This window comes from Pseudomonas quasicaspiana (genome assembly GCF_021147825.1).
GTDB classification, from domain to species: Bacteria; Pseudomonadota; Gammaproteobacteria; order Pseudomonadales; family Pseudomonadaceae; genus Aquipseudomonas; species Aquipseudomonas quasicaspiana.
Map to the genome: position 1 here is coordinate 16,980 of NZ_JAGTPI010000054.1, position 24,771 is coordinate 41,750.

The window sequence follows — 24,771 nt, forward strand, 5'->3', positions numbered from 1 at the left end:
AACGTCTTCGGGTTTTTTATTGCTTTCGAATTGGCGAAGCCATCACTGCCACCAGAGCTGGTTTCTCTATCTCGCCCTCATCGACCTGATCGTGGTACTCCAGGGCGCGTTCAGTGCGATGCCTCTGCCGTCTTTATCTTTCGAGTTTGTCGAGCGCTTCGTTGAGGCCCGAGATTGCAGATAGCGCCCACACGTGGTGCTGCTCTGTACTGTGCCCGACAGTGATGTCGTATCCGAGCATTGCTGATGCGTGAGAGCGCAGCCGTTCGATGTTTTCGGCAGCGTATGGAGCGCGTTCCTTAAAATACTCATCCAGTCCTTTCGTGAGGATAGATATCGCGCTGAATGCCGCAGCATGCAGAAACAGGTCGTCTGTCCCGCGTGCAGCGCTGAGAAGATCCTCTATTTTGTTGAGAGCCTGTTTCGGGTTAATCATCAGTAACCTCGATCAATAAGGATTGGGTGAAGCCAGAAGCTGCTACTCGACCTGCATGACTGCCACTGGCATTCCGTCCCGATGTTTAGTGCCAGGAGGCCTGAATGGCTGCGTCGAACAGAGGGCCCGTGATCCGGCGGTCACTGTATTCGCTGACGAAATAATTGATTCGGTTAGCCAGGTGCTGAATGGATAGCCAGCCCAGGCCATGGTAGTCCCGCAATTCCTCGTCGTTGAGCTTAATCAGGGATTCGTAACTCAAGAAGGACGCCTCGCAGTTGACGAGGACATAGATTGAGCCATCTCCCGCGCGAAGAAGCTGCCAGTAGCCATCCGTAATGTGATGGGTCGCAGGCGTGAGGTGAATCAGATCCATGTTTGATTTTCGTCCGTTACCTTGTAGTAACTCACCATAACATGGCTGCGAGCGACGATCCTGTAGTGTCCGCTCCTGGTCCAAAGGTGGACGTTTTTTAACCTGCTCATCGCTCGAAATGTGCTCGCGCCATGACCAGTCGTCTGAATCTAAGAAATTCGAGTGCAGAGTCCGTTTTTTGTGGTCTCAGTTGTTTCATTTTTAAGAAAAAACCAAAAATGGTCCTTAAAAGAAAATTTGCTGAAGACAGCCGGGACCTATTATCCCAGCTCAACCTTGCCACGGCGGAAATGATGTCATTGCCGATCAGTAGCATTGGCAGCTGCGAGTGGCGGATTGCTCAATCACGCCAGGAGCAGGCATTTTTGAGGTGGCACTGCTACATAAGCAATGAAAATGTAGTGAGGCTCAAAGAGCCTCGCTTAGCCACTGCGTGCGTGGCCTGATTTTAAAAAAACGGCTCTGATGCGCACAAGCATTTCTGCATCTGGTACGCGCTGATGGCGTGCGCCGGACTAGTGCGAATGCTGAGGCGGTCCGAGAGGTATAACTCCACCGTAGCGGCCTTTGGATTGGTTACCGCTGGGTAGGGTGGTCACGTCTCTCAGATGCATTTTTTGCAGAAAGTGCATTTCAATCGTTTCAGGCGCACGCCTGATTCGCGGGGTTGTTCCAACAATCTGGCCCTCATATCGCACTTTTCTTGATTTTCCCGATCTATGTCTGTCCCGACCGCGCTGATTTCCCGCGCGGACAGCGAATCAGACCTGGTGCCGATGGATCGCACATTACCCGCATGTTTCACTCAATGGATGCGCCAGCCGCTCGTGCTGGCGGTGGTTTTTCTGCTGGGTGTCTGCGGTTGTAGCCAGCAGCAGGGCCGCGATATCGCAAATCAATTCAGCAAAGGCAAACCTGACGAGATCTTCCAGACCAGCGTTGACCGTATGGCTACGTTAGGCATGCACGATAATCTGCAAAGTCTGTATTTGCTGATGAACAAGCTTTACATGCGCAATCCTGCCCAGTGGCGTCAATCGGGCTATACCGATGAGGTCAGTGCTGCGCGGGCGATTCATCAGGCCATCGAACAGCGTCAGCCGTTGCCCGCTCTTGGGGATCGCCGTGACTTGGCGGCGCTGAGCTATTCCTTGAGTCCGGAGTTTCGCGGCGATCGTGTTGGAGCATTCATCTACGCGATAGGCAGCATGCTGATCACCGCTCACGGTGGTCGCACCGAGTTCTATGTGACGGACTCCATCAATCCGCAGTTTGTCAGCAACGCCGCGCGCAATATCGAAAAAGCCACCTGGCTGCTCAGTCAGCGTCAGGATGCCAATGGTGTGCTGTTGCTGTTTTCCAATGAAATATCCGACCAGACCAGTAATCTGAGTTTCGCCGTTGAGTTTGGCAAGATAGTCGCGCGGCTGGATTTGCTGGCGCAGATTCTGGATGAGCGTTACCGGCGTATCGGCCTTAATTACGCGCAAAGTTTATTACTGATGAATTTTCTGCCGGTGCAGTAGTAATCCGGGCTGTTATCCGGCCCGGCAATACTTACTTTGCAGGCATATTCTTCAATAGCTCATCAAGCACGGGCGCCATCTTGGTTTCCGTCCCTTGCCACTTCATCATTGATAATCCGCCTTTGCCCCGCAGGTAGTAATGCGCGGCACCCAATCGACGTTTTTCGCTGTCCCATATCTCCAGATCTGCGCTGGACAGATACGGCACGATATCCCACGTGCGATACGCGACATACGTCAGCCGGTAGGCGCAGCTTGCCGGCACCTGGGTATAGACTTCGGAGCTGATACCGCGGTCCGAGAGCCCGCGTTGCACCACTGGGACAAAATCCGTGACCAGCACTTTGGGATTCTGCTCAATGCAGATATTCGTCGGGCGCACCGTAAGCGGCTCGACTTCAATCGACGTGCAGCCACTCAATACGCCCAGTCCTACGAGTACAAAACCACTTGCCAATGCCTTCATCAAAACCGGTTCCTTCCTGGAGTGCAAACCCCTATTGGTGGGGTGCTTCAAAGTAATACGCCCCATGAGTTCGCGGCGGGGCGGCATAGTGCCATGTCTGCTCTGGGTAGAATAGGGCGGCGAGGTTAAATAGACATTTCGTGTAAACGTGAACCTGACAATCCAGTAATATGCGCACTGCTTGTAGGCCGCCAACCTTGCCCCATGGAATGGAACCTGATGATCGACTTTTCGGTAGCGTTACTTTTTGCAGGCGCTTGCCTTGCGCTCACCCTGACACCCGGCCCGGACATGTTGTTGATCGCATCCCGGAGCATGAGTCAGGGCAGGGCATCGGGATTTGTTTCGCTGGCGGGCATTCAGGCAGGGACTTACTGTCATGCGCTGGCGGCGGCCTTGGGACTGTCACAGTTACTGATTGCTGTGCCCACTGCCTACGATGTTGTCCGATTCGCAGGTGCCGCCTATCTGGCATTTCTCGCATGGAAGGCTTTTACCAGTACCGCCTCGCCGCTTGTGGCCAGCGGAAGCCTCGCGTCGACGCCGCTTGCCCGCATCTTTCGTCAAGGATTATTCACCAATCTGCTTAATCCGAAAATGGCACTGTTCGTTCTGGCTCTGTTTCCACAATTCGTCGATCCAACTAAAGGATCGGTGATTGCCCAGATGCTGATATTCGCGACCATCCTGAACGTCATTGGTTTGTTCGTGAACGGTTCCGTGATCGTCCTGGCGAGTAAGTTAGGGAGCAAACTTTCAGCAAATGCCCGGATTGCGAAGGCGCTTAATCAACTTCTGGGCGCCGTGTTTATCGGCTTGGCTTGTCGATTGGCGCTGGTGTCCGACAAGTAAGCGATATGCGCATATACCTATAACCCGGCTAAATCGAGGGGCGACAGCGCTAGTTTTCCAGGCTGTCGTCCCGCATATTCTCCACGTCAGTCAGAAGCGTTGGCCCTTGTGGATTCCATTGCAAGACCTCTCTGGTCCGGGTGCTGGAAGCGGACATGTCTTTACTGACGAAAGGGTTTAGCCAGCCAAAATGAGCGGCTGCGTTTTCGGCTTGCACAGCAACTAACGGCAGCCGCCACTTATGGGCGATCATCTCAGCGATACTTCTGAACGAAACAGACTCTTCAGCGGTGGCGTGATAGCGCGAACCTGATTCCTGCCTTTCCAGGGCAAGCCGATATAGCTGCGCCGTGTCGTCGATATGCGTTGCGGACCAGCTATTGAGTGCGCCTTCGATATAGGCAGATATTCCAGTCTTGCGGGCTAACTCAATGACTTCCGTTACCAGGCCCTGCTTTCTGGTGTCGTGAATCTGGGAAAGGCGCATGACTAAGACGTTAACCCCGCGCTGATACAGTTCAAGCCCCGCCAGTTCCGAGGCCACCCTTGGGTTGAGATGGTCAGGATTAAAACAGTGCTCGAGCGCTTTTGGCCCGGGGACTGTCGAGCCCATTGCCGTGCTTGATGTAATGATCAGCGGGCGGTCGCTGCCTTCGAGCGCTGCACCGAGAGCAAGGATTGCACGTCGATCTTTCTGGCAGTTTTCCACGAAGTTCGCAAAGTTGTGATCGAAGGCGGTATGGATTACGCCATCGCATTCACCAGTGGCACGTTGCAAACTGTGCAGGTCTTCGATATCTCCCCTGTAAGCCTGCGCACCTATTGCTGTCAGCGCTTGCCTGCCTGACTCGGAACGCGTCAGCCCTATTACCTGATGCCCTGATGCAATGAGATCCGCCGCGACATGGGAGCCAATAAACCCTGTTGAACCGGTTAAAAAAATACGCATGATCGAATTCTCTATGTGCTGATTCGATACAGTGCGCTTAAGCTGCATCCTGTAAAAGCAGGGACATTATCAGGGTATAAATACTACTGGGATAAATATGCCGGACCCGTCGAATAACGCGCTTGGACTTTACTTGAAAGATTGCCGGGGTCGTATTGATCCCTCAGCTCTTGGATTACCGACAGGCCGACGTCGCACGCCCGGTCTACGTCGTGAGGAAGTCGCGGCCCGGGCAAACATCAGCCCAACCTGGTATACGTGGCTTGAGCAAGGGCGGGGCGGTAGCCCGTCTGCCCAAGTGTTGAACCGGATTGTCGAGAGTCTGTTGTTAACCGACTCCGAACGCGAGCACGTTTTCCTGCTCGCTTTTGGACACCCGCCAGAAGTGGTTTACAAGCCATCTGAGGGTGTTACACCACGGCTGCAACGTCTGCTGGACAGTTTCGAGACCAGCCCGGCCATTATCAAAAGCGCGACATGGGATGTGCTTGCCTGGAACCGTGCCGCAGCGACCGTACTCACCGACTACGGGAGATTGCCGGTTGAACAGCGCAATATCCTGCGGCTGATTTTCTGCAGCCCCAAGATCCGCGCGGGTCAACTTGACTGGGAAGCAACGGCCAGGTTTGTGGTCGGTGCATTCAGGGCAGACGCGATTCGTGCCGGTGCCCATTCCGAAGTCACCAGGCTTGTAGAGGAGCTCTGTGCACTAAGCCCTGAGTTTGCTTCGTTCTGGCGTGACAATGATGTGCGTGTCCATGGCGACGGAGTCAAACGCCTCCGCCACGAAACCCTCGGATTGATCGAGCTCGAATATTCCGGCTTTGCTGTAGAAGGGCGCCCAGACCTGGGCATGATTGTTTACAGCCCCATGACGACGGCGGATGCCGATCGGATCCGTGCACTTATTCAAGCTTCGGGAGCCAACTGACATGAGATCAATTTCCCGGATCATCGCCGGTTGACCGGCGCCGGCCTGGTATAAGAAGTGCTCGGCATTGCCCTGACTGTCTGCGCATTGGTTGCCTGGCTGAAACAAGCTCACCGACCGCTCGGCAAAGGCGGCCGCGTTTCGACTTGTTCAAGGCTCACGCGGTAGGTGGTGTAGGTGTCGCCGTCCTCCATGTAAAGGTCGCTCCGGTAATCCGAGACTGCGCCTTTGAGTTTGATGTGCAGGCCGTTGGAGACACGCTGGATGACCACGTCTTTCAAGTCAGTGTCCGAGACCAGGAAGGGCGGGGTTTTGCCGAGGCGCACCTTCATTGTCTCTTCACTCCTTCCGCGGCCGTCTTTGACGTAGAAACTCAGGTTTTTGGGCTCATCAGGATCTCTGGCATCCTGAACGACGTAGATCGACTGCCCCGAAATGAAGTCTTGCGTGAGGACTATCTCAGAAGGAAATTCCGGTTTGTGCAGGTATGCATAGATGAAAAAGCCTACGAGAAAGAGCGAAACGATAATCGCGAGAAACTTTTTAACTCTGACTACAAGGGTTTGCCATTCGGTCTTGTTCATGGGGTTCAGCTTTAATCGAAGGAGAATAGCCACAAGCATCGAATCGGCTTGCAGTGCATCGGACTGTAAAGAAACCACTCATCGATCTCAGCGTTGCATAACGGCATCAATTTGGGCAGTTCAACTGTTCAGCGCGAAGATCAATGGTGAAGAGTTTGCTGTTTCTCGCGAGGTAGTAATGCTCTTGATGAATCTTGAACCTTCGCATCATCGCCAACAACTGCGGTTCCTTGCAGGCCAATTGCTCTAGACCAAGGCGTATTTTCGCCTCCATGCTGACCTTGCGTTCCTCCGAGAGGCTGCTTGCTTCCAGGTCGATCCTGTAGCGGTAAATGATAGTGTCGCTGTACATCAAGCCGACGTACTCAAGGGTGGTTATTGCATCCAGCTGTTTTGGCAGGGTCGCGTCCAGCCGGGCCAGCCGCTCGACCAGCAGCGCCTGTTGGGCCTCGTTCTCCTGCTCGGCCTTGAACGCGAAATAGCGTCCAATCCCGGCAATCAGTACCACCGCAGCGATACCCAGATACAAGTTACGTGCGTTGCGCCGTTTCTTGGGCGCCAGCTTCATCAACATCTTGAATGACTCGTCCTGAGCATGAAAAATCCCCTGGCGAAACCAGAAGCCAAGGATAAAAACGACATAGCCTGACACAACAGAGAGGCACTCTGCCAATCCATGTGGGGGGCACTGGCCCACAATCGCTCTTGAGGCTGGAGTTCCAAACGTGAATCGGCCGGACGCTTATCGACAGTTTGAACTGCCGCGCCCTCAAGCTGCCAAAACAGCACCCACCATGAGGACAGTGAAATGACTGACGAAAAGAAAGAACCGCCAAAGGATGACACACCCGCGCATTCCACCAAGGAAGAGCGTGAGCGTCTGAAGGATTTCAATAAGGGTGGTATTCAGCCAGGCGCTTGTTGAGAGACCAGCGCTTGATCGCTATTCGCGACTGGCTTCGGGCGCGCGAATAGCGATGGTCTGATGATCTTCGTGTGGGACTAACGAGGCTCTTCGGCTGGTTCCCGAGTAATTCGGCCGGCTTTTACCTCATCTGCAAAGCTGAGAAGGCTCGCTTCGGAAGCTTCATAGTTATTGACGATTTCCCTTATGGCATCAGCTTCCGTCTGATTACCGGTAGCCTCTAAATCCCGAGCTTTCTTGTGCAGGTCCGCGGAAGACCACTTGAGCAGAAACGCTGCCGATATAAGTGCATCCCGAAGTTCCTGATTATCCCTGGTCATGCCTGTCTGGTCCTTTCAAAGTCGACCTCTATAGTTCAGAGGGCGGAGACGCGCCAAATTGTATTTTGAATAGGCGCTCGATATTTAGCGAGAAAAGGGCTGAGTCGCGGCTGAGGTTGAATCGGTGCAGTTCAGCCTGGACATCTTATTGGATCAGCAAGGTTGTCGAGGCCCGGAAACAATAAGAGCTTACGCCAGAAACCTGTGTAAGCCCTTGATTTAAAATGCTGCCCTGAGCCAGTATCGCATCGGCAGTCCAGGGCGACGCATTCTAAGTCCCGGTCTAATCGTTTGACAATCATAATGAAAAATATAAACAAGCCCGCATGATGGCGGGCTTACGCCTCTGGTTCAGAGGTCCTTTTTGATCTCTTTGTCGATATGCTTGTCGGCCTTGTGCCGCTCTTTGTCATCATGTTTGGCGCCTTTATCAACCTCGTCGGCGTCGTGCTTCACACCTTTATCCAGTTCCTTTCCATCGTGCTCGACGCCCTTGTCCAGTTCACGATTATCATGCCGAATGCCTTTTTCCAGTTCGCTCTCAGCGAAGGCGAGCGGTACTGCCGTGCCCACCAGGAAGACAGCCGTTATTGCCGACAGAATGAATTTGCTCATTATCTTTCCCCTAAGCGTGAAAAACTGATCCCTCATGGATCATCAGTTTCGAGCATAGGCCAGGGATATAGGGCCTTCAAGTTGCTCGCCAAGGTTACCAAACGGTGGACCTGTAGGAGCGCACGAGCAACGCGAGGCCGCGATAGCGGTGCATCAGGCTAACCGCCATCGCTGCCTCGCAGTGCTCGTGCGCTCCACAAAGCATTACATTTACATCGCGTTCGACGATCGACCGGTGGCGGCGGTAGAAGAGAGGGGGCAGCAGCCCGCGCGATTCTGGCTGTCAGAATCACACCAGGCCGGTTGAATTGTCGGCGGCTCTCCCTGTCAGTTTTTCTTTTAGGGAGGAACGCTCATGGCAGTCACACTGAAAATGCTCAAAGGCGAGGAAATCCCAAGCGAGCATCGCCGCCCGGATCTAGAGGCCCTGATCGAAGTGAAAAGTCACGACGGATCGCTTCATTATCTGGAGTCAGAAGAAGAGGCGGCGAATCTGGTTGTGGATTTGCACAAGGAAGATCAAGAGGAGGGCGGCTGACAAGGACGCTAAATGCCAGGCAAAGAAAAGCCCGCGATGGGGGAAAGCGGGCCAAGGCCTGATAGAGCCTGCGATTAGATTACGAGGCTCTATGTGAAAACGTTGTGAAGAATGACTGGTTCAGCGCAAGAATTTGCTGTTTTATCTGCTCTCCATGTTGAAAACCAAAACACGATAATAAGCCGCCAGCCAGCCAATTCCGGTCCATCCCGACAGCAGATTCAGCTTGAAGATTGAATTGCTGATTTCAAGCCTGTGAGAGATGGCGTAGAGGTAAGGGTAGAAATACAGCCCGACAGCGCTGGTGATGAACAAAAGGTTTGCGGTAGTAGCCCCCAGGCCTTCGCCATTTCGACACAAGTAGCTGAGCGTAAGTAGAAGTATCAGCAGGGCCAAGTTGAAGATATGCATCCAAAGCGCCTTATAAAGTGATCGTCGCACAGGTAGAGGCGTTATGACATCACTATGGGCGTGCGGTGCAGATAACCCGGCTCTAAAAGAATCTATCGGGTCGATAGACTAAATGAAAAAGCCCGGTGCTTGGCGGGTCTACTTGAAGACGGGAAATAAATCGGCGTTGGATTGTCTACTCTTGACCAAACTACTGAGCCAGTGGAGTACGCACGATGTATCTAAAATCAGACATCCAGCGAATTTTTGAAACAGCGTTCTTGCCCTCGAGGTGCGAATGCGTCATCGGTGCAAACGACTGCTTCTCGTTGAAGCTCATCAATCCCCAATCGGGCGACATCGAGTTGTATCTTGCGGCGGTGCCTTTGGCTGAGCTTTCCACCAGCAGATCCATCGCCAGGTTGGTGCTCTCATTGAGAGAGCAAAGAGACCTTATGGGCAAGATGGACCTGTCCATGAAGCGACTGGCGTAGAGCAGGCACGAAAAGCCCGCGGGAGGGCCAATCAGTAGTTTGCAGCAATGGCCTGAGCCAGTTGAAGGTCAGACATCAGAGGCTGGTTGGCAGTCGAGCGGTAGTGCTGAACAGCCTGTTCAAACTGCGCACCACGGATATCGCCATCTGAGCCAATAAAAGCCAGAGCGTCGTCACGGGCAGGCGTGAAAAAATCAGCGATTTTTTCGGATGACATTAAGGTCGCCAAAGACGTCCCGACCGTACTTAAACGGATGTATTCAGCGGCCTCTACCTGGGCGCCGGTCAAGGTTGCCAGAGCTATTACCACAGCCTTCCATGAGTTCATTCTTCAATACGTCCAGTGCATTTTTTGGGGATGGCACAATAGCATGAGGTGGTAATCACAAGATACGAAAAGTCTGGTGCCTGGCTGGACCCACAGACACACACTTTACAACTCGTATCATTGCGCTGGAGGGACCACCTTGATCATGAAACCGGCGAGAAAGCGCGGTGTAGCAATGGCATGGTGAGTTGTATGATCGTGCAAGCGCATCCTGGCTGACCAGTTTCACTTGCCTGAGCACACGGCTTTCAAAGGTCAGGGCGACTCATTCGGGGAGGGTGCCGGGCTATGAGGTGTGTCACCTCGAATTGATCACTACGTGCTGAGGCTATTTGCAGGTTTGCGGAGAGCTTTAAGCTTGGGAGATTAAGGTGACTGCGACCGCTTGGAGATACTCGGCACTATCACCCTGACCTACGCAGCTCACGATTGAGGTTTGAAAGTTTGGCCGTATGTCTAACTGCACAAGACATGTCCGGCGCAAGCTCAGGATCATTTGGCTAGTCATCGCCCTTGAGCGAAAATTTACCTTGCATGATAGTGACGCACTCGCCGGAAATTCTGACCTCTTCCGTACCATCGTCGATGTATCGCACATTGATAACGCTTGGCCGTCCTACACTTACTCCTTGCACTACACGAGCTGTCATTTTCTTCCTGGAGTACAAGCTCGCGAGCAACGCAACGGTTGCAGCCGTTGCGCTACCTGTTCCAGGATCTTCGGTCATACGATTAGTGAAAGTCCGAGCCTCCAGATTGACATCAGCGGTGTCATCCAAGCCTCCCGAGACTTTCGTATACGCGTAAATCGAGGTAGCTCCGCTCACAGGCACTGTAAGCCTGAACTCCGCGAGATTCGGGACGCATTGCCTTAACGCTTCCTGGCTCTTTAGCTCGACAATAATGAATGGCAAGCCTACGGATGCAACTTGTGGGACATGAGTGGCGATCTCTATTTGATCAGGACTCACAGACAGGTACGCTGCGACGAGGTGCGTGGGCAGCTAGAACACGTGCTGGACGCTGCCAAATCCAGAAACCTCCGGACGGGGGAGAACCCAGCTCGATGGCGGGGGTATCTGGAAAACTGCATACTCACGAGCTAACATGGTTCGAATGACAAGAGGGCAAGTTTCTAAAATTAAAGTTGAAGTAGTTAATCGTAAGGCGTTGGAGATATCTGAAAAAAATGTGTCTATGGAGCTCCATCATAATCAGATTCCTCAGCGGAATGGCGGGGTCGGGTACATAATAGATCTAACTTACTATCACTCATGCCGTGGGAGTATGAAGCAGTCGATCAACTCAGGCGTGTTTGATCAGGTTTAACTAGGATCATTAAAGGAGTAGATACATGGTGAACATCAATTCAAAATCAGTAAAAGATTTGGTTCTTTCATCACCATACAAAAAAATAGTAGACGAGTTAAAAAAAGAGCTCAAACTGAAGGTGTTAGAAGATTACGAAGATATAGTCAATCGCCTGGATACCGACGCTGTCAATAGGTCCGGCTTAGACGTCACATCGCTTGAAAGCCTGTTTTCAGAAAGAGCAGGCGAGCTGAAATCATACTCTATAAATAAACACAAACTAATGAGCGGAATCCAAGAAGAGCAAGAGTACTCCCGCGGGGAGGAACCGGAAGCAATGGATAGAGACTCTAACGTTGTGAGCAAGGGGTATGTCCCGGGGTTTCTGCATTGCTAATGCGATAGAATATTTATTAGATGAAAAAAGTAAAAAGGAACTCGAAGACTACTTAAAAGAGTCACGAATTCCTGGGGCGAAAAGTTATGCTAAACAAGTCGCCACTTTTAAACTATGAGACTATAGTTCGCAGAACATCCAGCTGTCATATCGCCGCTACCGACGCTCTGAACACACCACGCTGGAGCGCAAACCCGATGGGAAGATACTGATCACTCACTTCCGATCTCCAGCCTTTGTTAAGTGGGGTGTGCCGCAGGGTTAGTGCGGCACGCGGAGTATCACTTTCGTTCGAAGATGATTTTGGCGCTAACCAAGTGCTGACCATTTATTGTGAGTGTGCAGAAGCTTTCCGGTAGAGCCTTGGTTGATTCATTTTTCATTGGTTCGCATTTCAATATTCCCTTCTTGTCGTCGAAGGGCAACTCGAAACCGGCCAATGTCTTGCTGAACGGAATTGTGTATTTCTGCGCGTAGCCCATCTGACCGATCACTGTAGGCTCGCCATCACCCATAAATCCGGATGTTGGGGTGGCGCACAAAGTACCAACCTTGCGCTCGCCGTCAATTATGTTGGCATCGCTATAACAGCTCATGTAGCCAATTTGGGCAGCAATTGCACCGGGACCTAAATTGGTCCACGTAGGTTGCGGTCCTACAGCGCATCCGCTGAGCAATGACAAGCCGAGAATGCAAGCAGTCAGCGAGGTGTTTTTTATGAGTGACATAGGATGAGCGTCCTTACTGGTAAAAGCCGACACCAATACCGGCAACCAGCCACTATTTCAAGCTCAAAGGTGTGGCGGTGGACAGACCAATGCCTTCAGCATCATTGCTTGAGCTTTCGGACCTGGCCGATTGCGGTATACGTCTGACGCCAGCGCCCGAATTGTGGGAATGGCTGCAAGCCGAGATACTCGCTGAGTCCGCTAGCATCCATAACGAAAATCACGCCCATCTAATAGACTCTGACATCCAGGTGATGTGGGCGTCTTCCAGTTACGTCAAACAAGGCCGCATTCTCCTCGGGCAAGCTGAGCAGGTCATGTTCCGCGCCGGGGGCTGGCAGAAAGCCCGGATGAAACAACAGGTGAGTGACTGGTTGAGCACGAGCTTTATCACACCGCCCAGGCCATAGATCAGTACGGCGCACCCAAGTTCAAGCAGGACGGTCAGCCCAAGTTTGAGATGCGCGGTCATGGCCTTGAAGAGTTCGTTGGCGTGCTTCGCGCTACATTGCGAGCCCTGACGTTCAGACTCTCGTGGATTCAGCAAACAAGCCTGCTGAGGTGGGTAAATTGAACATATCGAGGGCCTGCGGAACCTGTCTGCTTAGATCGGCCTGATCCTTGACAGGACCTTGACGGAATAGACCCATATAAGGGTGTATGCCAGAAGTAGTATCAGTGCAGTTGCTGGAACAAGAACGCTCCGAACAATCCATATCTCATTGGAGCTAAGAAGATTCCTGTTGGGGGGAATGGCCAAGGCGGTGATGGTGGCCATGGCAGTAATGAATGGCGCTTATCCGGATCCAAGCGGCGGAGCGACTCATTACTACGCGAATACCCTGTCGAGGGCTCCGGTCTGGGCGGCGAAGGCCAAGCTGACGTTGAAGCCTGTACGTCACGTCTTCTTCAAAGATGTTCTGTGGGCAGCGTTGCTTTGCGGCAGCCCGCTCGGACAGAGCGGATCCTCTATGAAACCCATGCCTTTGCAGGAATGGCAATCCTCGCGGAGTTCGAAGCGGTCGCAGCAACTCGAACACTGCCTAAAAATTGAGAATTGCTCCCGCTCCCACAGCGCGACGTAACGGACCATGTCGCCTTCCTCCAGCGCGATCAGCCCGGCATCAATGATTGATCTGTAGGTGTCAGGATCATCCAAGCGCTTGATCATCTTCCCGTCAACCAACTTCCCTGTCTCTACCAGCGTGAGCTTTTGGCCAGTCTCGGTGAAAATGTAGCGATCCGTGAAGACGCCATATTGAGCGTAGGTTCTGGTGATAACGGGCCTGTCTCCCTCTGCTTCGTGGATCTGGGCGAAGAACTCCATAGGTCCCGGCTTCATACCTGGTTCGTGAAGAAATACCCGGTTCCCGCTGAGGCTGCCGGTCTGGAGACCGGCTTCGTCGTAGATGTCATAGTCCGCGGCTGGGTTTCTCCAGGCGGGCGGAGCTTCCTCGATGTGATGACAGAACGCGCCAGTTGCCAGCTCAAGCATTTCGAATCGCTCCATTTCGTCGACGCTTCCCATCTTTAATAAGTTGTCAGCAAACCTCATCAGGTACCGGTAGTTGGTACTGGGGTTGGTCCAGGCGCTGGCGTTCCAGCATGATCGATACCACTCCTCAGTGTGGCTTGGGGGTTTGACGGGTTGCATCATTACTGCTCGTTATACTGTTTGAATATACAGTAATCGAGCGGCGCGATTCCGGACAGGCCCGGGTGACGAGTAGAAGGTTTTGGGGTTTGGTTTTAGTCGGCAGGACGCCGGGATGGGTTTGGAAAATCGAGAATTGCGGCAAGATTCTAGAATTGCGGCAATTTAAACAACAAGGGCCTACGCCAGAAACCAGCGTAAGCCCTTGATCAGAAATGGTGCCCCGAGCCGGGGTCGAACCGGCACGTCCAAAGGACGAGGGATTTTAAGTCCCTTGCGTCTACCAATTTCGCCATCGGGGCGGTAGCGCTGAAGAGCAGGGAATATATACACCCAACCCATCTGAAGCAAGCCCGCAAGATATTGAAATAAGACAAGATCTTGCGTTTCGGGCCAGAAAAACAGGCGGGCCTTGTCTGTTCGTGACCAAGGCCCTTGGTTCGCACACGATATGCGGATCGAATTAGCCGTTCAGGACCTGCCTCAGGAATGGCGCAGTTTTGCTGGCTGCAACCTTCACAACGTGCTCTGGTGTCCCGGCGGCGACGATCTCGCCGCCCTGATCACCCGCGCCAGGACCGATGTCGATGACCCAGTCACTTTGCGCCACGACGCGCATTTCGTGTTCGACAACCACGACGCTGTTGCCGGCATCCACCAGCAGGTTGAGTTGTTTCAGCAAGCGATCGACGTCGGTGGGATGCAGCCCAGTGGTGGGTTCATCCAGAACGTACAGCGTTGCTCCGCGCTGAGTGCGTTGTAGCTCGGTGGCGAGCTTGATGCGTTGCGCTTCGCCGCCCGACAGCTCTGTCGCGGGTTGCCCCAGCCGCAGATAACCCAGGCCAATATCGCGTAGCACGGTCAGAGGCCTTAGTACCGCGGTTTCGTCTTTGAACAGCGCTACTGCGTCATCCACGGTGAGGCGAAGTACTTCGGCGATGTTCAATCCTTGCCAGGTGATGGTCAGGGTTTCAGGGTTGTAGCGTGCACCTTGGCAGGTGGAGCAGGGCGCGTACACGCTGGGCATGAAGAGCAATTCAACACTGACAAAACCTTCGCCTTCACAGACCGGGCATCGGCCTTTGGCGACGTTGAATGAAAACTGACCTGCGTCGTAGCCTTTCTTGCGGGACGCTGGCGTAGCCGCGAACAGCTTGCGCACCTGATCGAAGAGGCCCGTGTAAGTGGCGAGGTTGGAACGTGGGGTTCGGCCGATGGGCTTCTGGTCGACCTTGACGAGTCTGCGAATGGCGTCCAGTCCGCTCGCAACCTTGCCGCTGGCGGATTGCGGAGCGTCATCCTCCAGGCTCGGTGCGTCGCTTTCGGTATTTTCAGTAGCATGCCCCAGATGCAAGCCGACCAGTTCCAGCAGCGCATGGCTGACCAGACTGGATTTGCCCGAGCCGGAAATACCCGTGACCGAGGTAAAACAGCCCAGCGGAAATGCAGCGTTGAGGCTGTTCAGGTTATTACGGGTGACGCCTTCGAGCTTCAGCCATTCGGTTGCTTTGCGTCGCTTGGGCTTGCCTGTTTTGTGCTCGGCAAACAGGTGCAACCGGGTTTGCGACTCTTTGACTTTGGCGAGCCCGGCGGGCGGACCGCTGTAGAGAACGCGCCCGCCGTGCTCGCCTGCCGCCGGGCCGACATCGATCAACCAGTCGGCGCGGCGCATGGTTTCCAGATCGTGTTCGACCACAAACAGCGAATTACCAGCAGCTTTGAGGCGTTGCAGGGCGCTGAATAGCGCTTCGCCGTCAGCGGGGTGCAGCCCGGCAGAGGGTTCGTCCAGCACGTAGATCACGCCGAACAATTGCGAGCCGAGCTGGGTAGCCAGGCGCAGTCGTTGCAGTTCCCCGGACGACAGGGTGGGCGTACTGCGTTCCAGCGCCAGATAGCCAAGACCCAGGTCGGTCAGGGTACTGACTCTCGCCAATAGGTCCTGAGCGATCCGTTGCGCAGCAATGCGTTTCTCGACGGACAGGTCGTCTTCAAGTGGCGCATCGGAGGCAGCCACAGGACGTAGCACCTCAGCCAGTTGCAGCAGAGACATCTGGCCCAGTTCACCGATATCGAAACCGGCAAACTTCACTGACAGCGCTGCCTGCGTCAGCCGCTTGCCGTCACACAGGGCACACGGGCTGCCGATCATGAATTGGGCGACGCGCTTCTTCATCAGGGCGCTTTGCGAGTGGGTGAAGGTGTGCAGCACGTAGCGACGCGCTCCGGTGAAAGTGCCTTGATAGCTGGGTTCAAGTTTCTGTTTCAGAGCCTTGCGGGTTTCCGCAGGTGTCAGCCCACCGTACACCGGCACGGTGGGCTGTTCGTCGGTGAACAGAATCCAGTCACGCTGCTTCTTCGGCAGATCGCGCCATGGAATGTCCACGTCGTAGCCAAGGGTGACGAGAATATCCCGCAGATTCTGGCCCTGCCATGCCGTGGGCCACGAGGCGACGGCTCGCTGGCGAATGGTCAGCGAATCATCGGGGACCATCGATTGCTCAGTCACCTCAAAGACCCGACCCAAACCATGACACTGCGGGCACGCGCCCTGGGGCATATTGGGTGAGAAGTCCTCGGCATAGAGCATCGACTGTCCGGCGGGATAACTCCCCGCGCGGGAGTACAGCATGCGGATCAGGCTCGACAGCGTCGTTACACTGCCCACCGAGGAGCGGGTGCTTGGCGTGCCACGTTGCTGTTGCAGGGCTACCGCCGGTGGCAGGCCCTCGATGGAGTCCACATCGGGCACGCCAACCTGATCGATCAGTCTTCTCGCATAAGGCGCGACCGATTCGAAGTAACGACGCTGTGCCTCGGCATACAGCGTCGAGAACGCCAGCGAAGACTTGCCGGAGCCGGAGACGCCAGTGAACACCACCAGCGCATCACGGGGCACATCCACGTCGACGTTTTTCAGGTTGTGTTCGCGTGCGCCGCGTACTCGCACGAAACCGTTGTGCTGCTGAGGTGCAGCGACGGAGAGGGTCTTTTTGTCGGGAGGGGTGTGCTGTGAAGTCATCGTCCAGCCTTGTCATTGAATAAAGGCGACGGCACGGCCCACGCCTGTTGCTTGAGTTGATTAATCAGTGTCTTTCGGCGCGTGGGCGTTTGCGCCAGGGACCTTTGGCGCATGCCCCTGATCGTCCTGCTGACCACCGGTCTGCGCCTGTTCTTCGCGGGTTTCTTCAGTGCGCTCCTGATGGTCAGCAATGTCCGCCGGGTGCTGCTCGGGGTCGTTGAGATTGTTGCCTGGGAGGTCGCGTTTGTCTTGAGGCATTTGGGTCGTCCAGAGTTTGAGGCTAAAGGTCACAGGATTACGATCAGGGAGCGCTGCTGATCGTTCAATCCAATGCATCCATGTGCCGATACATGCGCTTCGTCGGCTGATGATCAATCAGTTCAAACCCGCTGGCCGCTTTCACGGTCCTCCATTTAAGTCGTGCGATGTCACGAACAGGTAGACGATTGATCTGTAGGAGCTGCCGAAGGCTGCGATGGATGGTTGTATCTCAGAGTGTCCGCCTCGCAGCCTTCGGCAGATCCTACAGAAAGTGCATTCAATGCCTTCTTTTTGATAGGGCGTTTCGGTGAATCACGTAGGAATGGTCCTACGGTCTCCAGGCCTATTGTGTGGGTTTTGAGATTGGCTGTTTAATCCGTTTTTTCCTGACCCACTCACGAGCTTGACAGGGAGCAAGCAGATCCATGATCGAAATCGGTAGAAGACTAAGGCAGGAGCGCAAGCGTCTGGGGCTGTCCCAGAAATCAATGGGCGAGCTGGGTGGGGTCGCCGCCAATGCGCAGGGCAAGTATGAAAGCGGAGAGCGTGCGCCCAGAGCCGACTATCTCGCTGCCCTGGCAGCGGCGGGAGTAGACGTTTTGTTCGTGCTCACCAGCCGTCGTTCAGCGCGTGTCCAGATTGACAGCGCATTCAGTAAAGTTGAATCCGCGCCCATCAATTCTGAGTTGCTGCTGGTCGAAATCCAGCAAGCGGTGCGGCACTTTGTGTCGACTATAGAGGAGCTATCCAGCAGCCCGGCTGCCATCAGCCCTGAAGGAAGCGTCGGCGACCCGAATGTCGAGGAAGAAAAGTAGCACGCTACTGAGTTTGTTCATTCAATAGCGTGAGAGGCAGCAGGCACTGACGGGTCAGGCGCTGCCTGAGGACTCCGCCAGCACTTTTTCCGCGAGGCTCTGGAGATAAATGGCCAGCGCTACCTCTTCATGGCGCAAGCCTTTACGTTGTCGGGACTTCGGTATCAGCGCAAGCTCTCCCAGCAAAAAGCCTTCCAGTACAGCGGGATGGATATAGCACTTGCGGCAGACCGCCGGGGTATTGCCCAGTTGCCTGGCGACCTGCTTCACCATATCGACAATGTGTTTTTTTGCGTCGGCCTCCGGTTCCCAGTGCAGTTTGCGGAGAGTGGCGAGTGCCAGCGCGCTGCCTGCCCAGGTTCGGTAGTCCTTCGCCGTGAAATCCGAGCCCGTGAGCTTTTGCAGGTACGCGTTGATATCTGAAGAACTCACGGTATGGCGCTCGCCATTGTCATCCAGGTACTGGAACAGGTTCTGACCGGGCAATTCCATGCAGCGTTTGATGACTTTGGCCAGGCGTCGGTCAGTCACATTGATCTGGTGCTCGACGCCGCTTTTGCCTCGAAACTGGAACAGGATGTCGTTGCCGTGTACTTCGACGTGTTTGTTGCGCAGCGTGGTCAATCCGTAGGAACGGTTATCCCGCGCGTACTGGCTGTTACCGATACGGATCAGCGTGGCATCAAGCAACGAGACAACCGTGGCCATGACCTTGTCCCGGCCAATCCCGGGTTCGGCGAGCTGCGCTTCGATCTTCTTGCGGACCTTGGGCAAGGCCAGACCGAATTCGATCATGCGTGAGTATTTGTTCTCATCGCGAACTTCACGCCACCGTGCGTGATAGCGGTATTGCTTGCGTCCGCGCGCGTCGCGACCCGTGGCCTGCAAGTGCCCGCGCGGATCGGGACAAATCCATACATCGGTATAAGCCGGGGGGATGACCAGTGCGTTGATTCGTTTGATTTCCGCTTCGTCACGAATCCGTTGGCCGTCTTTGTCGAAGTAAACGAACTTGCCCCGCAGGATCTTTCGGCTGAAACCCGCCTGGGTATCCTCAACGTAATGCAGGTCCGGCGGCAGTTGGTCGATAACGGTCGAGTCAGGCATGGGTTCAATCCACAGGGCAGGTAATTGGATTGACCGCGCTGTTTCTAAAGGGTGCCCAGTATTTACGCTCAGGCCAGCACCGCTACCGATTTGATCTGCGCCCAGAGCTGTCGCCCCGGCACGAGCTGCAACTGATCGCGGGAATAACGGGTGATACGTGCCAGCAACGGCGTACCGGCTGCGTCGAGACGGACCAGCACATGCGCGGCATTGTCTGCGGGAATCTCGCTGACAACCGTGACCGGCAAGCGATTGAGAATGCTGCTTTGGTGGTCGGGTTCCAGACTGAGGCTGATGTCCCGGGCTTGAACCTTGAAGCGCAGCGCTTTACCTGATGGCAGTGGCGTATGGGCAAGACGCATTTGCAGGTCGCTGTGGGGCAGGGCGACGCTGAGTAATTGATACTCGGCATTGTGGGCAATCACCGTGCCTTCAATCACTACGCCCGCGTCGTCGCCCATGGCCATGGGCAGATCCAGCCGCGCCAGGGTTTCACCAATCGGGCCGCTGGCCAACGCCTTGCCGTCGCTCATCAGCACCAGATGATCAGCCAGCCGCGCCACTTCGTCCTGAGAATGGCTGACGTAGAGCATGGGAATGTCCAGCTCATCGTGCAGGCGTTCCAGATAAGGCAGGATTTCGCTTTTGCGCTTGCTGTCCAAGGCTGCCAACGGCTCATCGAGCAGCAGCAGGCGCGGGCTGGTCAGCAGCGCCCGGGCAATACCGATCCGTTGCCGCTCACCGCCGGAAAGTTTGTCGGGGCGTCGTTCGAGCAAGTGCTCGATACCCAGCAACTGCGTCGCATGCTGCAGATCCACATGACGCTGATCGGCGGGAATGCGCCGCAGGCCAAACTCCAGATTGCCGCGCACGGACAAATGCGGGAACAGGCTGGCTTCCTGAAAGACATAGCCCAGGGCGCGTTTGTGTGGCGGGACGAACAGACCTTTGGCCGTGTCCTGCCAGACCTCGTCGTTGATCTGGATAAAACCCTGTTCAGGTTTTTCCAAGCCTGCGATACAACGCAGGCAGGTGGTCTTGCCGGAACCCGAGTGCCCGTAAAGCGCTGTCACGCCGCGGCCAGGTAAAACCAGATCGACGTCCACGCTGAATTGCGGATACTTCACCTGCAGACGGACCTGAATCTCTGAACTCATGAATCAGCCCCAGGCCGTTTTGGTCTTGCCGCTGGAATAGAGCGCCAGAAGAACCAGGAATGAGAACACCACCATTGAGCCAGCGAGCCAGTGGGCTTGCAGATACTCCATGGACTCTACGTGATCGAAAATCTGCACTGACACGACGCGGGTTTTCTCGGGGATATTGCCGCCGATCATCAGTACCACGCCAAATTCACCCACGGTATGCGCGAAGCCAAGAATCGCACCGGTAATAAAACCGGGTTTTGCCAAGGGCAATACCACGCTGAAGAAGGTGTCCCAGGGATTGGCTCGCAAGGTTGCGGCCACTTCAAGTGGACGCGTGCCGATGGCAGCAAAAGCGTTGTGCAGCGGCTGCACAACGAAGGGCATGGAGTACAGCACCGAACCGATGACCAGACCAGGAAAGCTGAACGTCAGCGTTCCCAGGCCCAGACTTTGAGTCAACTGACCGACAGTACCGTTGGGGCCGAGCAGCAACAGCAGGTAAAACCCGATCACCGTCGGCGGCAACACCAGAGGCAGGGCGACAATGGCGCCGACAGGGCCTTTGAGCCATGAGCGAGTGTGTGCCAGCCACAGGGCGATGGGCGTGCCGATGACCAGAAGAATCAAGGTGGTCAGGGACGCCAGTTTCAGGGTCAACCAGATTGCAGCATAGTCGGTACTGTCGAGCGGCATTTTACAGTTGGTATCCGAAGGACTTGATCACGGCAGCCGCTTTAGGACCTTTGAGGTATTCAATCAGCGACTTGGCAGCGGCGTTGTCTTTGCCTTTGTTGAGGATCACAGCGTCCTGTTTGATCGGATCGTGCATCTCGGCCGGTACGATCCACGCGGAACCGCCGGTCACTTTACCGTCTTTGTAGATCTGCGACAGCGCCACGAAACCCAGCTCGGCATTGCCCGTGGAAACGAATTGATAGGCCTGAGTGATGCTTTGGCCTTCAACGATTTTCGGTTTGGTTGCATCAGTCAGGCCCAGCTTGGCCAGTACCTGGGTAGCAGCGAGGCCGTAAGGCGCGGCTTTCGGGTTGGCGATGGACAGATGCTGGTATTGATTTTTCTTGAGGACGTCGCCTTTGGCGTCCACGTAGCCTTCCTTCGCGGACCACAAGGCAAGGGTGCCAACGGCGTAGGTGAAGCGTGAGCCTTTGACGATATCGCCCTCGTTTTCCAGCTTGGCCGGGGTGCTGTCGTCGGCGGAGAGGAACACTTCGAACGGCGCGCCGTTCTTGATCTGGGTGTAGATCTGGCCGGTGGAGCCGAATGACGCCACCAGCTTATGTCCGGTGTCAGCCTCGAAATCCTTGGCGATGGCCTGAATCGGCGCGGTGAAGTTTGCGGCAACTGCGACCTGGACTTCGTCAGCGAAGGCGGAGCCCATCGCCAGTGCGGCAATGACACCCGTCAGGGATTTGAAGGCGAGGCTTTTGTGAAACGTGCGCATTGAACAGCTCCATGGCGTAGTCGGTATCCGAACGACCTCAATGTCGGGCGTTCGCTATATAGGGGAGTATATAGCGAGGCCAGACCCCATGGAAGCTAAGTTTATAAACGGGTCAGTTTTTGCAGCGCCTGATTGGCAATCGTGCGGGTCAGATCTTCTGCACTCTGCTCATGCTTGATCCCGACCGCCTGGCCAGCCCAGAGATTCATGAAATCGCCATTGCCCTGCGGTTCAGCAATCGCTCGCAACGGCATCAGAGCGCCTCCGGCCAGAGGAAAGGCCGGTGCCAAAGGGCTCATCGGGCCCAGCTCCGACATGATCCGATTGACAATGCCCCGGGCCGGGCGGCCGGTAAAAATATTGGTCAGCGCGGTCTGGCTTTCGTCAGCGGTCCGCAGCGCCCGATAGTGAGGCTTGCTGACCTTGGCTTCCGCGCAAAACAGATAGGCAGTACCCACCTGTACCGCTGATGCGCCCAACATGAAGGCGGCGGCGATCCCTCGCCCGTCAGCGATTCCCCCGGCGGCAATCACCGGCACGCTGACCGCATCGACGATCTGCGGTACCAGGGCCATGGTCCCCACCTGTGTGTCCAATTCAGTGCTGAGGAACATCCCGCGGTGCCCGCCAGCCTCGTAGCCCATGGCAATGATTGCGTCGCAGCCTTGGGTCTCCAGCCAGACGGCTTCTGCGACAGTGGTGGCGCACGCAATGACCTTGGCTCCGGTGGCCTTGACCCGCAAAAGCAAGGCGGTTTCGGGCAGGCCGAAGTGAAAACTGACCACTTCAGGTTTCAATGCTTCGACCAGCTCACAACTGACACCATCGAAAGGCGCTCGGCTGGAGACAGGTGTCGGTGCGTCATAATCTGCGCCGAGCTCCTGGTAGTAAGGCTGCAGCGCTTCCTTCCAGCGTACGTGGCTTTGCGGGTCATCCTGCGGTGGCTGGTGGCAGAAGAAATTGAGGTTCAGCGGGGCAGTGCTGTGCTGACGGATGAGGGCCACTTCATCGCGAATCTGCTGCGGGCCCAGCATCGCACAGGCAAGGGAGGCCAGGCCGCCCGCGTTGCCTACCGCAATGGCTAGTGCCGAACCGCCAGCACCCGCCATGGGCCCAAGAAGAATCGGCAGTTGAATGCCAAACAGGTCGAGGATACGGGAATCAGGCCAGGCGATCATAGACGGCTCCATGCGATGTGGTTGAAGGGCTTTTTGAATAGCTATTCGAGGCGCTATTGAGCGTCGGCGCGGGGCGTTTGGCAACCACCGGGGTAAGCGCATTGACATAAAAGACGATCGGTCTAATATTGCGCCTCATGAATGCACCTGAATTGAAACGCCGTCCAGGCCGCCCGCCCAAGGTCGACAGAGAGAACTTCGAGACCCGTGAAGCGCTGATTCGCTGCGGCACCGAAGTGCTCACCGAACAGGGCTTCACGGCCACTGGCATCGACTACATCCTCAAGCGGGTTGGCGTGCCCAAGGGCTCGTTCTATCACTACTTTCCCAGCAAAGAAGCCTTCGGCCATGCGGTGCTGAACAACTACGCCGGTTACTTCTCGCAAAGGCTTGATCGCTGGCTGCTGGATGAAACCTTGACTCCACTTGAGCGACTGGTCGGCTTCGTGCAAAACGCCAAGACCGGTATGGCGCGTCATGATTATCGCCGCGGCTGTCTGGTGGGCAACCTGGGGCAGGAAGTCTGTCTGTTGCCGGAAGGCTTCCGGGACATCCTGGAAGGCATCTTTCTCGACTGGCAAGCGCGCTTGAGCGCGTGTTTCCGGGCTGCTCAAGCCCATGGCGAACTGGCTCGCGGTGCTGACTGCGACGAGCTGGCGGCGTTCTTCTGGATTGGTTGGGAAGGTGCGGTGTTGCGGGCGCGTCTGGTTGCCAGCGATGCGCCACTCAACACCTTCATCACGGGGTTTCTGCGCGGGCTACCGCAATGAACCTTTTTGGCTATTAAAAGACGATCGGTCTAAATTGGAGGCACCCATGTTCAAAGGCATCCTCATCGAAAAAGACGACAACGGCTATCGTTCAAGGCTGGCTGAGTTGAGCGAGGATTCGCTGCCCGAAGGCGACGTGACAGTGGACGTCGCCTACAGCACGCTCAATTACAAAGACGGGCTGGCAATTACCGGTGATGGGCCAATTGTGCGCAGTTTTCCGATGGTGCCGGGTGTCGATCTGGCTGGCACCGTCACTGCCAGCAGTGACCCTGATTTTGCGGTGGGCGACCAGGTGGTGCTCAACGGCTGGGGAGTCGGTGAAGGGCATTGGGGCGGGCTGGCGCAGAAAGCCCGCTTGCAGGGCAAATGGCTGATCAAACTGCCCGACACGTTCAGTGCTGCACAAGCCATGGCCATCGGCACCGCCGGTTACACGGCAATGCTCGCAGTGATGGCGCTGGAGAGTAACGGCGTAACCCCTGACAAGGGTGATGTGCTGGTCACCGGGGCCAACGGCGGCGTGGGCAGCTTTGCGGTGGCGATCCTGTCCCGACTGGGATATCGGGTGGTGGCATCCACCGGGCGTTTGAACGAAACCGCTTACCTTGAACAATTGGGTGCGGCTGAGGTGATTGATCGCAAGACCCTGTCCGGGCCGGGTCGTCCGTTGAGCAAGGAGCGTTGGGCAGGCGCCATTGATTCGATCGGCAGCCACACCCTTGCCAATATCTGCGCCGCCACGCGCTATCGCGGCACCGTCGCTGCGTGCGGGCTGGCCCAAGGCATGGACTTTCCGGCGTCTGTGGCGCCATTCATTCTGCGCGGCATTACCCTTGCGGGCATCGACAGCGTCACAAGGCCCCGCGCTGACCGGATCGCCGCGTGGGAGAGGCTGGCGACCGACCTGGATCTATCGTTGCTGCCACTGATCAGTCGTGAAATCGGCTTGAGCGAGGTGATCAATATTGCGCCGAAGTTACTGGCGGGTGAGGTCAGGGGCAGGGTGGTGGTGGATGTGAATCGGTAGGGGGCATGCTGACACAGCGCTGTCGTTCAGCAAATATGATCCCCTGTAGGAGTGAGCTTGCTCGCGATAGCGTCAGGCCAGGCGGGGTTTTTTGAAAGGGGGTAACGCGAGAGGCAGCCAGCGCACAGGCGCCGGGGGCGGGGGGGTGGGGGGCAGAGAGG

General features: G+C 55.5%; 30 protein-coding genes, 1 tRNA gene and 2 pseudogenes. 12 read left to right on the plus strand and 21 right to left on the minus strand.

The window, feature by feature from the left end; translation table 11 throughout:
• Positions 1 to 133: 133 nt before the first annotated feature.
• Together KDX30_RS23315 and KDX30_RS23320 are read right to left on the minus strand one after the other, a co-directional pair.
• The gene (locus KDX30_RS23315; protein ID WP_164581908.1) at positions 134 to 436 is read right to left on the minus strand and encodes a hypothetical protein; all 303 of its coding nucleotides are present in this window, start codon (positions 434 to 436) and stop codon (positions 134 to 136) included.
• An 85-nt stretch (positions 437 to 521) separates the two neighbouring features.
• Positions 522 to 812 (minus strand): hypothetical protein, encoded by a 291-nt coding sequence (locus KDX30_RS23320; protein WP_099271259.1) that lies wholly within the window; start codon positions 810 to 812, stop codon positions 522 to 524.
• A 131-nt stretch (positions 813 to 943) separates the two neighbouring features.
• Here KDX30_RS23320 and KDX30_RS23325 point away from each other — a divergent pair, with 131 nt between their 5' ends.
• Entirely contained in the window at positions 944 to 1,258 is a 315-nt protein-coding gene (locus KDX30_RS23325; RefSeq protein WP_141562250.1) for a hypothetical protein, read from the plus strand.
• A 366-nt stretch (positions 1,259 to 1,624) separates the two neighbouring features.
• Positions 1,625 to 2,338, plus strand: coding sequence for a hypothetical protein (locus tag KDX30_RS23330; protein ID WP_406643973.1), 714 nt, complete (start codon positions 1,625 to 1,627; stop codon positions 2,336 to 2,338).
• 31 nt (positions 2,339 to 2,369) lie between these two features.
• Here KDX30_RS23330 and KDX30_RS23335 read toward each other — a convergent pair whose 3' ends face one another.
• A complete protein-coding gene (locus tag KDX30_RS23335; RefSeq protein ID WP_231677615.1) occupies positions 2,370 to 2,804 on the minus strand; it encodes an Sbal_3080 family lipoprotein in 435 nt (144 codons plus the stop codon).
• Between the two features lie 219 nt (positions 2,805 to 3,023).
• Here KDX30_RS23335 and KDX30_RS23340 point away from each other — a divergent pair, with 219 nt between their 5' ends.
• Positions 3,024 to 3,656, plus strand: coding sequence for a LysE family translocator (locus tag KDX30_RS23340; RefSeq protein WP_027898582.1), 633 nt, complete (start codon positions 3,024 to 3,026; stop codon positions 3,654 to 3,656).
• A gap of 49 nt (positions 3,657 to 3,705) precedes the next feature.
• Here the strand turns inward: KDX30_RS23340 and KDX30_RS23345 are convergent, their stop codons facing one another.
• Positions 3,706 to 4,605, minus strand: coding sequence for an SDR family oxidoreductase (locus tag KDX30_RS23345; RefSeq protein ID WP_231677616.1), 900 nt, complete (start codon positions 4,603 to 4,605; stop codon positions 3,706 to 3,708).
• A gap of 97 nt (positions 4,606 to 4,702) precedes the next feature.
• Between KDX30_RS23345 and KDX30_RS23350 the strand changes: the two genes are divergently transcribed.
• The gene (locus KDX30_RS23350; protein WP_231677617.1) at positions 4,703 to 5,536 is read left to right on the plus strand and encodes a helix-turn-helix transcriptional regulator; all 834 of its coding nucleotides are present in this window, start codon (positions 4,703 to 4,705) and stop codon (positions 5,534 to 5,536) included.
• Positions 5,537 to 5,646: 110 nt separating this feature from the next.
• Here the strand turns inward: KDX30_RS23350 and KDX30_RS23355 are convergent, their stop codons facing one another.
• From KDX30_RS23355 to KDX30_RS23370, 4 genes are all read right to left on the minus strand, one after another.
• Positions 5,647 to 6,120 carry a hypothetical protein gene (locus KDX30_RS23355; RefSeq protein ID WP_231677618.1) on the minus strand — a complete coding sequence of 158 codons (474 nt, stop codon included), beginning with the start codon at positions 6,118 to 6,120 and terminating at the stop codon, positions 5,647 to 5,649.
• A 106-nt stretch (positions 6,121 to 6,226) separates the two neighbouring features.
• A complete protein-coding gene (locus KDX30_RS23360; RefSeq protein ID WP_231677619.1) occupies positions 6,227 to 6,694 on the minus strand; it encodes a hypothetical protein in 468 nt (155 codons plus the stop codon).
• Positions 6,695 to 7,122: 428 nt separating this feature from the next.
• Positions 7,123 to 7,365: a hypothetical protein gene (locus KDX30_RS23365; RefSeq protein ID WP_231677620.1), complete on the minus strand. Its 243-nt coding sequence runs from the start codon at positions 7,363 to 7,365 to the stop codon at positions 7,123 to 7,125.
• A gap of 351 nt (positions 7,366 to 7,716) precedes the next feature.
• A complete protein-coding gene (locus KDX30_RS23370; RefSeq protein ID WP_099271264.1) occupies positions 7,717 to 7,980 on the minus strand; it encodes a hypothetical protein in 264 nt (87 codons plus the stop codon).
• A gap of 355 nt (positions 7,981 to 8,335) precedes the next feature.
• Here KDX30_RS23370 and KDX30_RS23375 point away from each other — a divergent pair, with 355 nt between their 5' ends.
• Complete coding sequence (locus tag KDX30_RS23375; protein ID WP_027898577.1) at positions 8,336 to 8,518, plus strand: hypothetical protein; 183 nt, start codon at positions 8,336 to 8,338, stop codon at positions 8,516 to 8,518.
• A 141-nt stretch (positions 8,519 to 8,659) separates the two neighbouring features.
• On the opposite strand, the gene KDX30_RS23380 is transcribed toward KDX30_RS23375, so the two are convergent.
• Positions 8,660 to 8,929, minus strand: a complete 270-nt coding sequence (locus KDX30_RS23380) for a superinfection immunity protein (protein WP_027898576.1) — start codon at positions 8,927 to 8,929, stop codon at positions 8,660 to 8,662.
• 215 nt (positions 8,930 to 9,144) lie between these two features.
• Between KDX30_RS23380 and KDX30_RS23385 the strand changes: the two genes are divergently transcribed.
• The gene (locus KDX30_RS23385) at positions 9,145 to 9,402 is read left to right on the plus strand and encodes a DUF1652 domain-containing protein (protein ID WP_231677621.1); all 258 of its coding nucleotides are present in this window, start codon (positions 9,145 to 9,147) and stop codon (positions 9,400 to 9,402) included.
• A 31-nt stretch (positions 9,403 to 9,433) separates the two neighbouring features.
• Here the strand turns inward: KDX30_RS23385 and KDX30_RS23390 are convergent, their stop codons facing one another.
• Both KDX30_RS23390 and KDX30_RS29910 read right to left on the minus strand, forming a co-directional pair.
• The gene (locus KDX30_RS23390; protein ID WP_122398336.1) at positions 9,434 to 9,730 is read right to left on the minus strand and encodes a DUF2388 domain-containing protein; all 297 of its coding nucleotides are present in this window, start codon (positions 9,728 to 9,730) and stop codon (positions 9,434 to 9,436) included.
• 500 nt (positions 9,731 to 10,230) lie between these two features.
• Positions 10,231 to 10,701 (minus strand): PhzF family phenazine biosynthesis protein, encoded by a 471-nt coding sequence (locus KDX30_RS29910; protein WP_406643972.1) that lies wholly within the window; start codon positions 10,699 to 10,701, stop codon positions 10,231 to 10,233.
• A 15-nt stretch (positions 10,702 to 10,716) separates the two neighbouring features.
• Between KDX30_RS29910 and KDX30_RS23395 the strand changes: the two are divergent.
• Positions 10,717 to 10,824 (plus strand): annotated as a pseudogene (locus tag KDX30_RS23395) (tyrosine-type recombinase/integrase); the annotation flags it as partial.
• A 260-nt stretch (positions 10,825 to 11,084) separates the two neighbouring features.
• Positions 11,085 to 11,438, plus strand: coding sequence for a hypothetical protein (locus KDX30_RS23400; RefSeq protein ID WP_231677622.1), 354 nt, complete (start codon positions 11,085 to 11,087; stop codon positions 11,436 to 11,438).
• A 281-nt stretch (positions 11,439 to 11,719) separates the two neighbouring features.
• Here the strand turns inward: KDX30_RS23400 and KDX30_RS23405 are convergent, their stop codons facing one another.
• Complete coding sequence (locus KDX30_RS23405) at positions 11,720 to 12,166, minus strand: hypothetical protein (RefSeq protein WP_231667474.1); 447 nt, start codon at positions 12,164 to 12,166, stop codon at positions 11,720 to 11,722.
• Positions 12,167 to 12,243: 77 nt separating this feature from the next.
• Here KDX30_RS23405 and KDX30_RS23410 point away from each other — a divergent pair.
• Positions 12,244 to 12,784, plus strand: a pseudogene (locus KDX30_RS23410) (putative metallopeptidase).
• Between the two features lie 280 nt (positions 12,785 to 13,064).
• Here the strand turns inward: KDX30_RS23410 and KDX30_RS23415 are convergent.
• The 4 genes from KDX30_RS23415 to KDX30_RS23430 form a co-directional block, all read right to left on the minus strand.
• Complete coding sequence (locus tag KDX30_RS23415; protein WP_231667473.1) at positions 13,065 to 13,823, minus strand: hypothetical protein; 759 nt, start codon at positions 13,821 to 13,823, stop codon at positions 13,065 to 13,067.
• A gap of 213 nt (positions 13,824 to 14,036) precedes the next feature.
• Positions 14,037 to 14,122 (minus strand) — tRNA-Leu (locus KDX30_RS23420).
• A 161-nt stretch (positions 14,123 to 14,283) separates the two neighbouring features.
• Entirely contained in the window at positions 14,284 to 16,839 is a 2,556-nt protein-coding gene (locus KDX30_RS23425; RefSeq protein ID WP_231677623.1) for an excinuclease ABC subunit UvrA, read from the minus strand.
• 60 nt (positions 16,840 to 16,899) lie between these two features.
• Positions 16,900 to 17,097: a hypothetical protein gene (locus tag KDX30_RS23430; RefSeq protein WP_027898564.1), complete on the minus strand. Its 198-nt coding sequence runs from the start codon at positions 17,095 to 17,097 to the stop codon at positions 16,900 to 16,902.
• Positions 17,098 to 17,525: 428 nt separating this feature from the next.
• Between KDX30_RS23430 and KDX30_RS23435 the strand changes: the two genes are divergently transcribed.
• A complete protein-coding gene (locus KDX30_RS23435; protein ID WP_231677624.1) occupies positions 17,526 to 17,915 on the plus strand; it encodes a helix-turn-helix domain-containing protein in 390 nt (129 codons plus the stop codon).
• Positions 17,916 to 17,969: 54 nt separating this feature from the next.
• On the opposite strand, the gene KDX30_RS23440 is transcribed toward KDX30_RS23435, so the two are convergent.
• The 5 genes from KDX30_RS23440 to KDX30_RS23460 all read right to left on the minus strand — a co-directional run bounded on the left by KDX30_RS23440 (position 17,970) and on the right by KDX30_RS23460 (position 22,810).
• Positions 17,970 to 19,022, minus strand: coding sequence for a DNA topoisomerase IB (locus tag KDX30_RS23440; RefSeq protein WP_027898562.1), 1,053 nt, complete (start codon positions 19,020 to 19,022; stop codon positions 17,970 to 17,972).
• A gap of 68 nt (positions 19,023 to 19,090) precedes the next feature.
• Positions 19,091 to 20,179: a molybdenum ABC transporter ATP-binding protein gene (gene modC / locus KDX30_RS23445; protein WP_231667469.1), complete on the minus strand. Its 1,089-nt coding sequence runs from the start codon at positions 20,177 to 20,179 to the stop codon at positions 19,091 to 19,093.
• A gap of 3 nt (positions 20,180 to 20,182) precedes the next feature.
• The gene (gene modB / locus KDX30_RS23450) at positions 20,183 to 20,863 is read right to left on the minus strand and encodes a molybdate ABC transporter permease subunit (protein WP_231667467.1); all 681 of its coding nucleotides are present in this window, start codon (positions 20,861 to 20,863) and stop codon (positions 20,183 to 20,185) included.
• A 1-nt stretch (position 20,864) separates the two neighbouring features.
• Positions 20,865 to 21,569 (minus strand): molybdate ABC transporter substrate-binding protein, encoded by a 705-nt coding sequence (modA, locus tag KDX30_RS23455; protein ID WP_231667487.1) that lies wholly within the window; start codon positions 21,567 to 21,569, stop codon positions 20,865 to 20,867.
• 164 nt (positions 21,570 to 21,733) lie between these two features.
• On the minus strand, positions 21,734 to 22,810 hold the full coding sequence (locus tag KDX30_RS23460) for an NAD(P)H-dependent flavin oxidoreductase (RefSeq protein ID WP_231677625.1): 1,077 nt from the start codon (positions 22,808 to 22,810) through the stop codon (positions 21,734 to 21,736).
• 137 nt (positions 22,811 to 22,947) lie between these two features.
• Here KDX30_RS23460 and acuR point away from each other — a divergent pair, with 137 nt between their 5' ends.
• Both acuR and acuI read left to right on the plus strand, forming a co-directional pair.
• Positions 22,948 to 23,580 carry an acrylate utilization transcriptional regulator AcuR gene (acuR, locus tag KDX30_RS23465; RefSeq protein WP_231677626.1) on the plus strand — a complete coding sequence of 211 codons (633 nt, stop codon included), beginning with the start codon at positions 22,948 to 22,950 and terminating at the stop codon, positions 23,578 to 23,580.
• 46 nt (positions 23,581 to 23,626) lie between these two features.
• Positions 23,627 to 24,610 (plus strand): acrylyl-CoA reductase (NADPH), encoded by a 984-nt coding sequence (gene acuI, locus KDX30_RS23470; protein WP_231677627.1) that lies wholly within the window; start codon positions 23,627 to 23,629, stop codon positions 24,608 to 24,610.
• The last annotated feature ends 161 nt before the right edge of the window (positions 24,611 to 24,771 follow it).

Excerpts from the sequence above, each read along its gene's own strand:
- KDX30_RS23345 (WP_231677616.1), bottom strand. The coding sequence starts at position 4,605 with ATGCGTATTTTTTTAACCGGTTCAACAGGGTTTATTGGCTCCCATGTC.
- KDX30_RS23405 (WP_231667474.1), bottom strand. The coding sequence starts at position 12,166 with ATGTCACTCATAAAAAACACCTCGCTGACTGCTTGCATTCTCGGCTTG.
- KDX30_RS23320 (WP_099271259.1), bottom strand. The coding sequence starts at position 812 with ATGGATCTGATTCACCTCACGCCTGCGACCCATCACATTACGGATGGC.
- KDX30_RS23415 (WP_231667473.1), bottom strand. The coding sequence starts at position 13,823 with ATGATGCAACCCGTCAAACCCCCAAGCCACACTGAGGAGTGGTATCGA.
- KDX30_RS23460 (WP_231677625.1), bottom strand. The coding sequence starts at position 22,810 with ATGATCGCCTGGCCTGATTCCCGTATCCTCGACCTGTTTGGCATTCAA.
- KDX30_RS23375 (WP_027898577.1), top strand. The coding sequence starts at position 8,336 with ATGGCAGTCACACTGAAAATGCTCAAAGGCGAGGAAATCCCAAGCGAG.
- modB (WP_231667467.1), bottom strand. The coding sequence starts at position 20,863 with ATGCCGCTCGACAGTACCGACTATGCTGCAATCTGGTTGACCCTGAAA.
- modC (WP_231667469.1), bottom strand. The coding sequence starts at position 20,179 with ATGAGTTCAGAGATTCAGGTCCGTCTGCAGGTGAAGTATCCGCAATTC.
- KDX30_RS23435 (WP_231677624.1), top strand. The coding sequence starts at position 17,526 with ATGATCGAAATCGGTAGAAGACTAAGGCAGGAGCGCAAGCGTCTGGGG.
- KDX30_RS23325 (WP_141562250.1), top strand. The coding sequence starts at position 944 with ATGACCAGTCGTCTGAATCTAAGAAATTCGAGTGCAGAGTCCGTTTTT.
- acuI (WP_231677627.1), top strand. The coding sequence starts at position 23,627 with ATGTTCAAAGGCATCCTCATCGAAAAAGACGACAACGGCTATCGTTCA.
- KDX30_RS23315 (WP_164581908.1), bottom strand. The coding sequence starts at position 436 with ATGATTAACCCGAAACAGGCTCTCAACAAAATAGAGGATCTTCTCAGC.
- KDX30_RS23370 (WP_099271264.1), bottom strand. The coding sequence starts at position 7,980 with ATGAGCAAATTCATTCTGTCGGCAATAACGGCTGTCTTCCTGGTGGGC.
- KDX30_RS23350 (WP_231677617.1), top strand. The coding sequence starts at position 4,703 with ATGCCGGACCCGTCGAATAACGCGCTTGGACTTTACTTGAAAGATTGC.
- KDX30_RS23400 (WP_231677622.1), top strand. The coding sequence starts at position 11,085 with ATGGTGAACATCAATTCAAAATCAGTAAAAGATTTGGTTCTTTCATCA.
- KDX30_RS23365 (WP_231677620.1), bottom strand. The coding sequence starts at position 7,365 with ATGACCAGGGATAATCAGGAACTTCGGGATGCACTTATATCGGCAGCG.
- KDX30_RS23385 (WP_231677621.1), top strand. The coding sequence starts at position 9,145 with ATGTATCTAAAATCAGACATCCAGCGAATTTTTGAAACAGCGTTCTTG.
- KDX30_RS23425 (WP_231677623.1), bottom strand. The coding sequence starts at position 16,839 with ATGACTTCACAGCACACCCCTCCCGACAAAAAGACCCTCTCCGTCGCT.
- KDX30_RS23390 (WP_122398336.1), bottom strand. The coding sequence starts at position 9,730 with ATGAACTCATGGAAGGCTGTGGTAATAGCTCTGGCAACCTTGACCGGC.
- KDX30_RS23335 (WP_231677615.1), bottom strand. The coding sequence starts at position 2,804 with ATGAAGGCATTGGCAAGTGGTTTTGTACTCGTAGGACTGGGCGTATTG.
- KDX30_RS23330 (WP_406643973.1), top strand. The coding sequence starts at position 1,625 with ATGCGCCAGCCGCTCGTGCTGGCGGTGGTTTTTCTGCTGGGTGTCTGC.
- KDX30_RS23430 (WP_027898564.1), bottom strand. The coding sequence starts at position 17,097 with ATGCCTCAAGACAAACGCGACCTCCCAGGCAACAATCTCAACGACCCC.
- KDX30_RS23340 (WP_027898582.1), top strand. The coding sequence starts at position 3,024 with ATGATCGACTTTTCGGTAGCGTTACTTTTTGCAGGCGCTTGCCTTGCG.
- KDX30_RS23380 (WP_027898576.1), bottom strand. The coding sequence starts at position 8,929 with ATGCATATCTTCAACTTGGCCCTGCTGATACTTCTACTTACGCTCAGC.
- KDX30_RS23440 (WP_027898562.1), bottom strand. The coding sequence starts at position 19,022 with ATGCCTGACTCGACCGTTATCGACCAACTGCCGCCGGACCTGCATTAC.
- modA (WP_231667487.1), bottom strand. The coding sequence starts at position 21,569 with ATGGGCTCCGCCTTCGCTGACGAAGTCCAGGTCGCAGTTGCCGCAAAC.
- KDX30_RS23355 (WP_231677618.1), bottom strand. The coding sequence starts at position 6,120 with ATGAACAAGACCGAATGGCAAACCCTTGTAGTCAGAGTTAAAAAGTTT.
- acuR (WP_231677626.1), top strand. The coding sequence starts at position 22,948 with ATGAATGCACCTGAATTGAAACGCCGTCCAGGCCGCCCGCCCAAGGTC.
- KDX30_RS23360 (WP_231677619.1), bottom strand. The coding sequence starts at position 6,694 with ATGTTGATGAAGCTGGCGCCCAAGAAACGGCGCAACGCACGTAACTTG.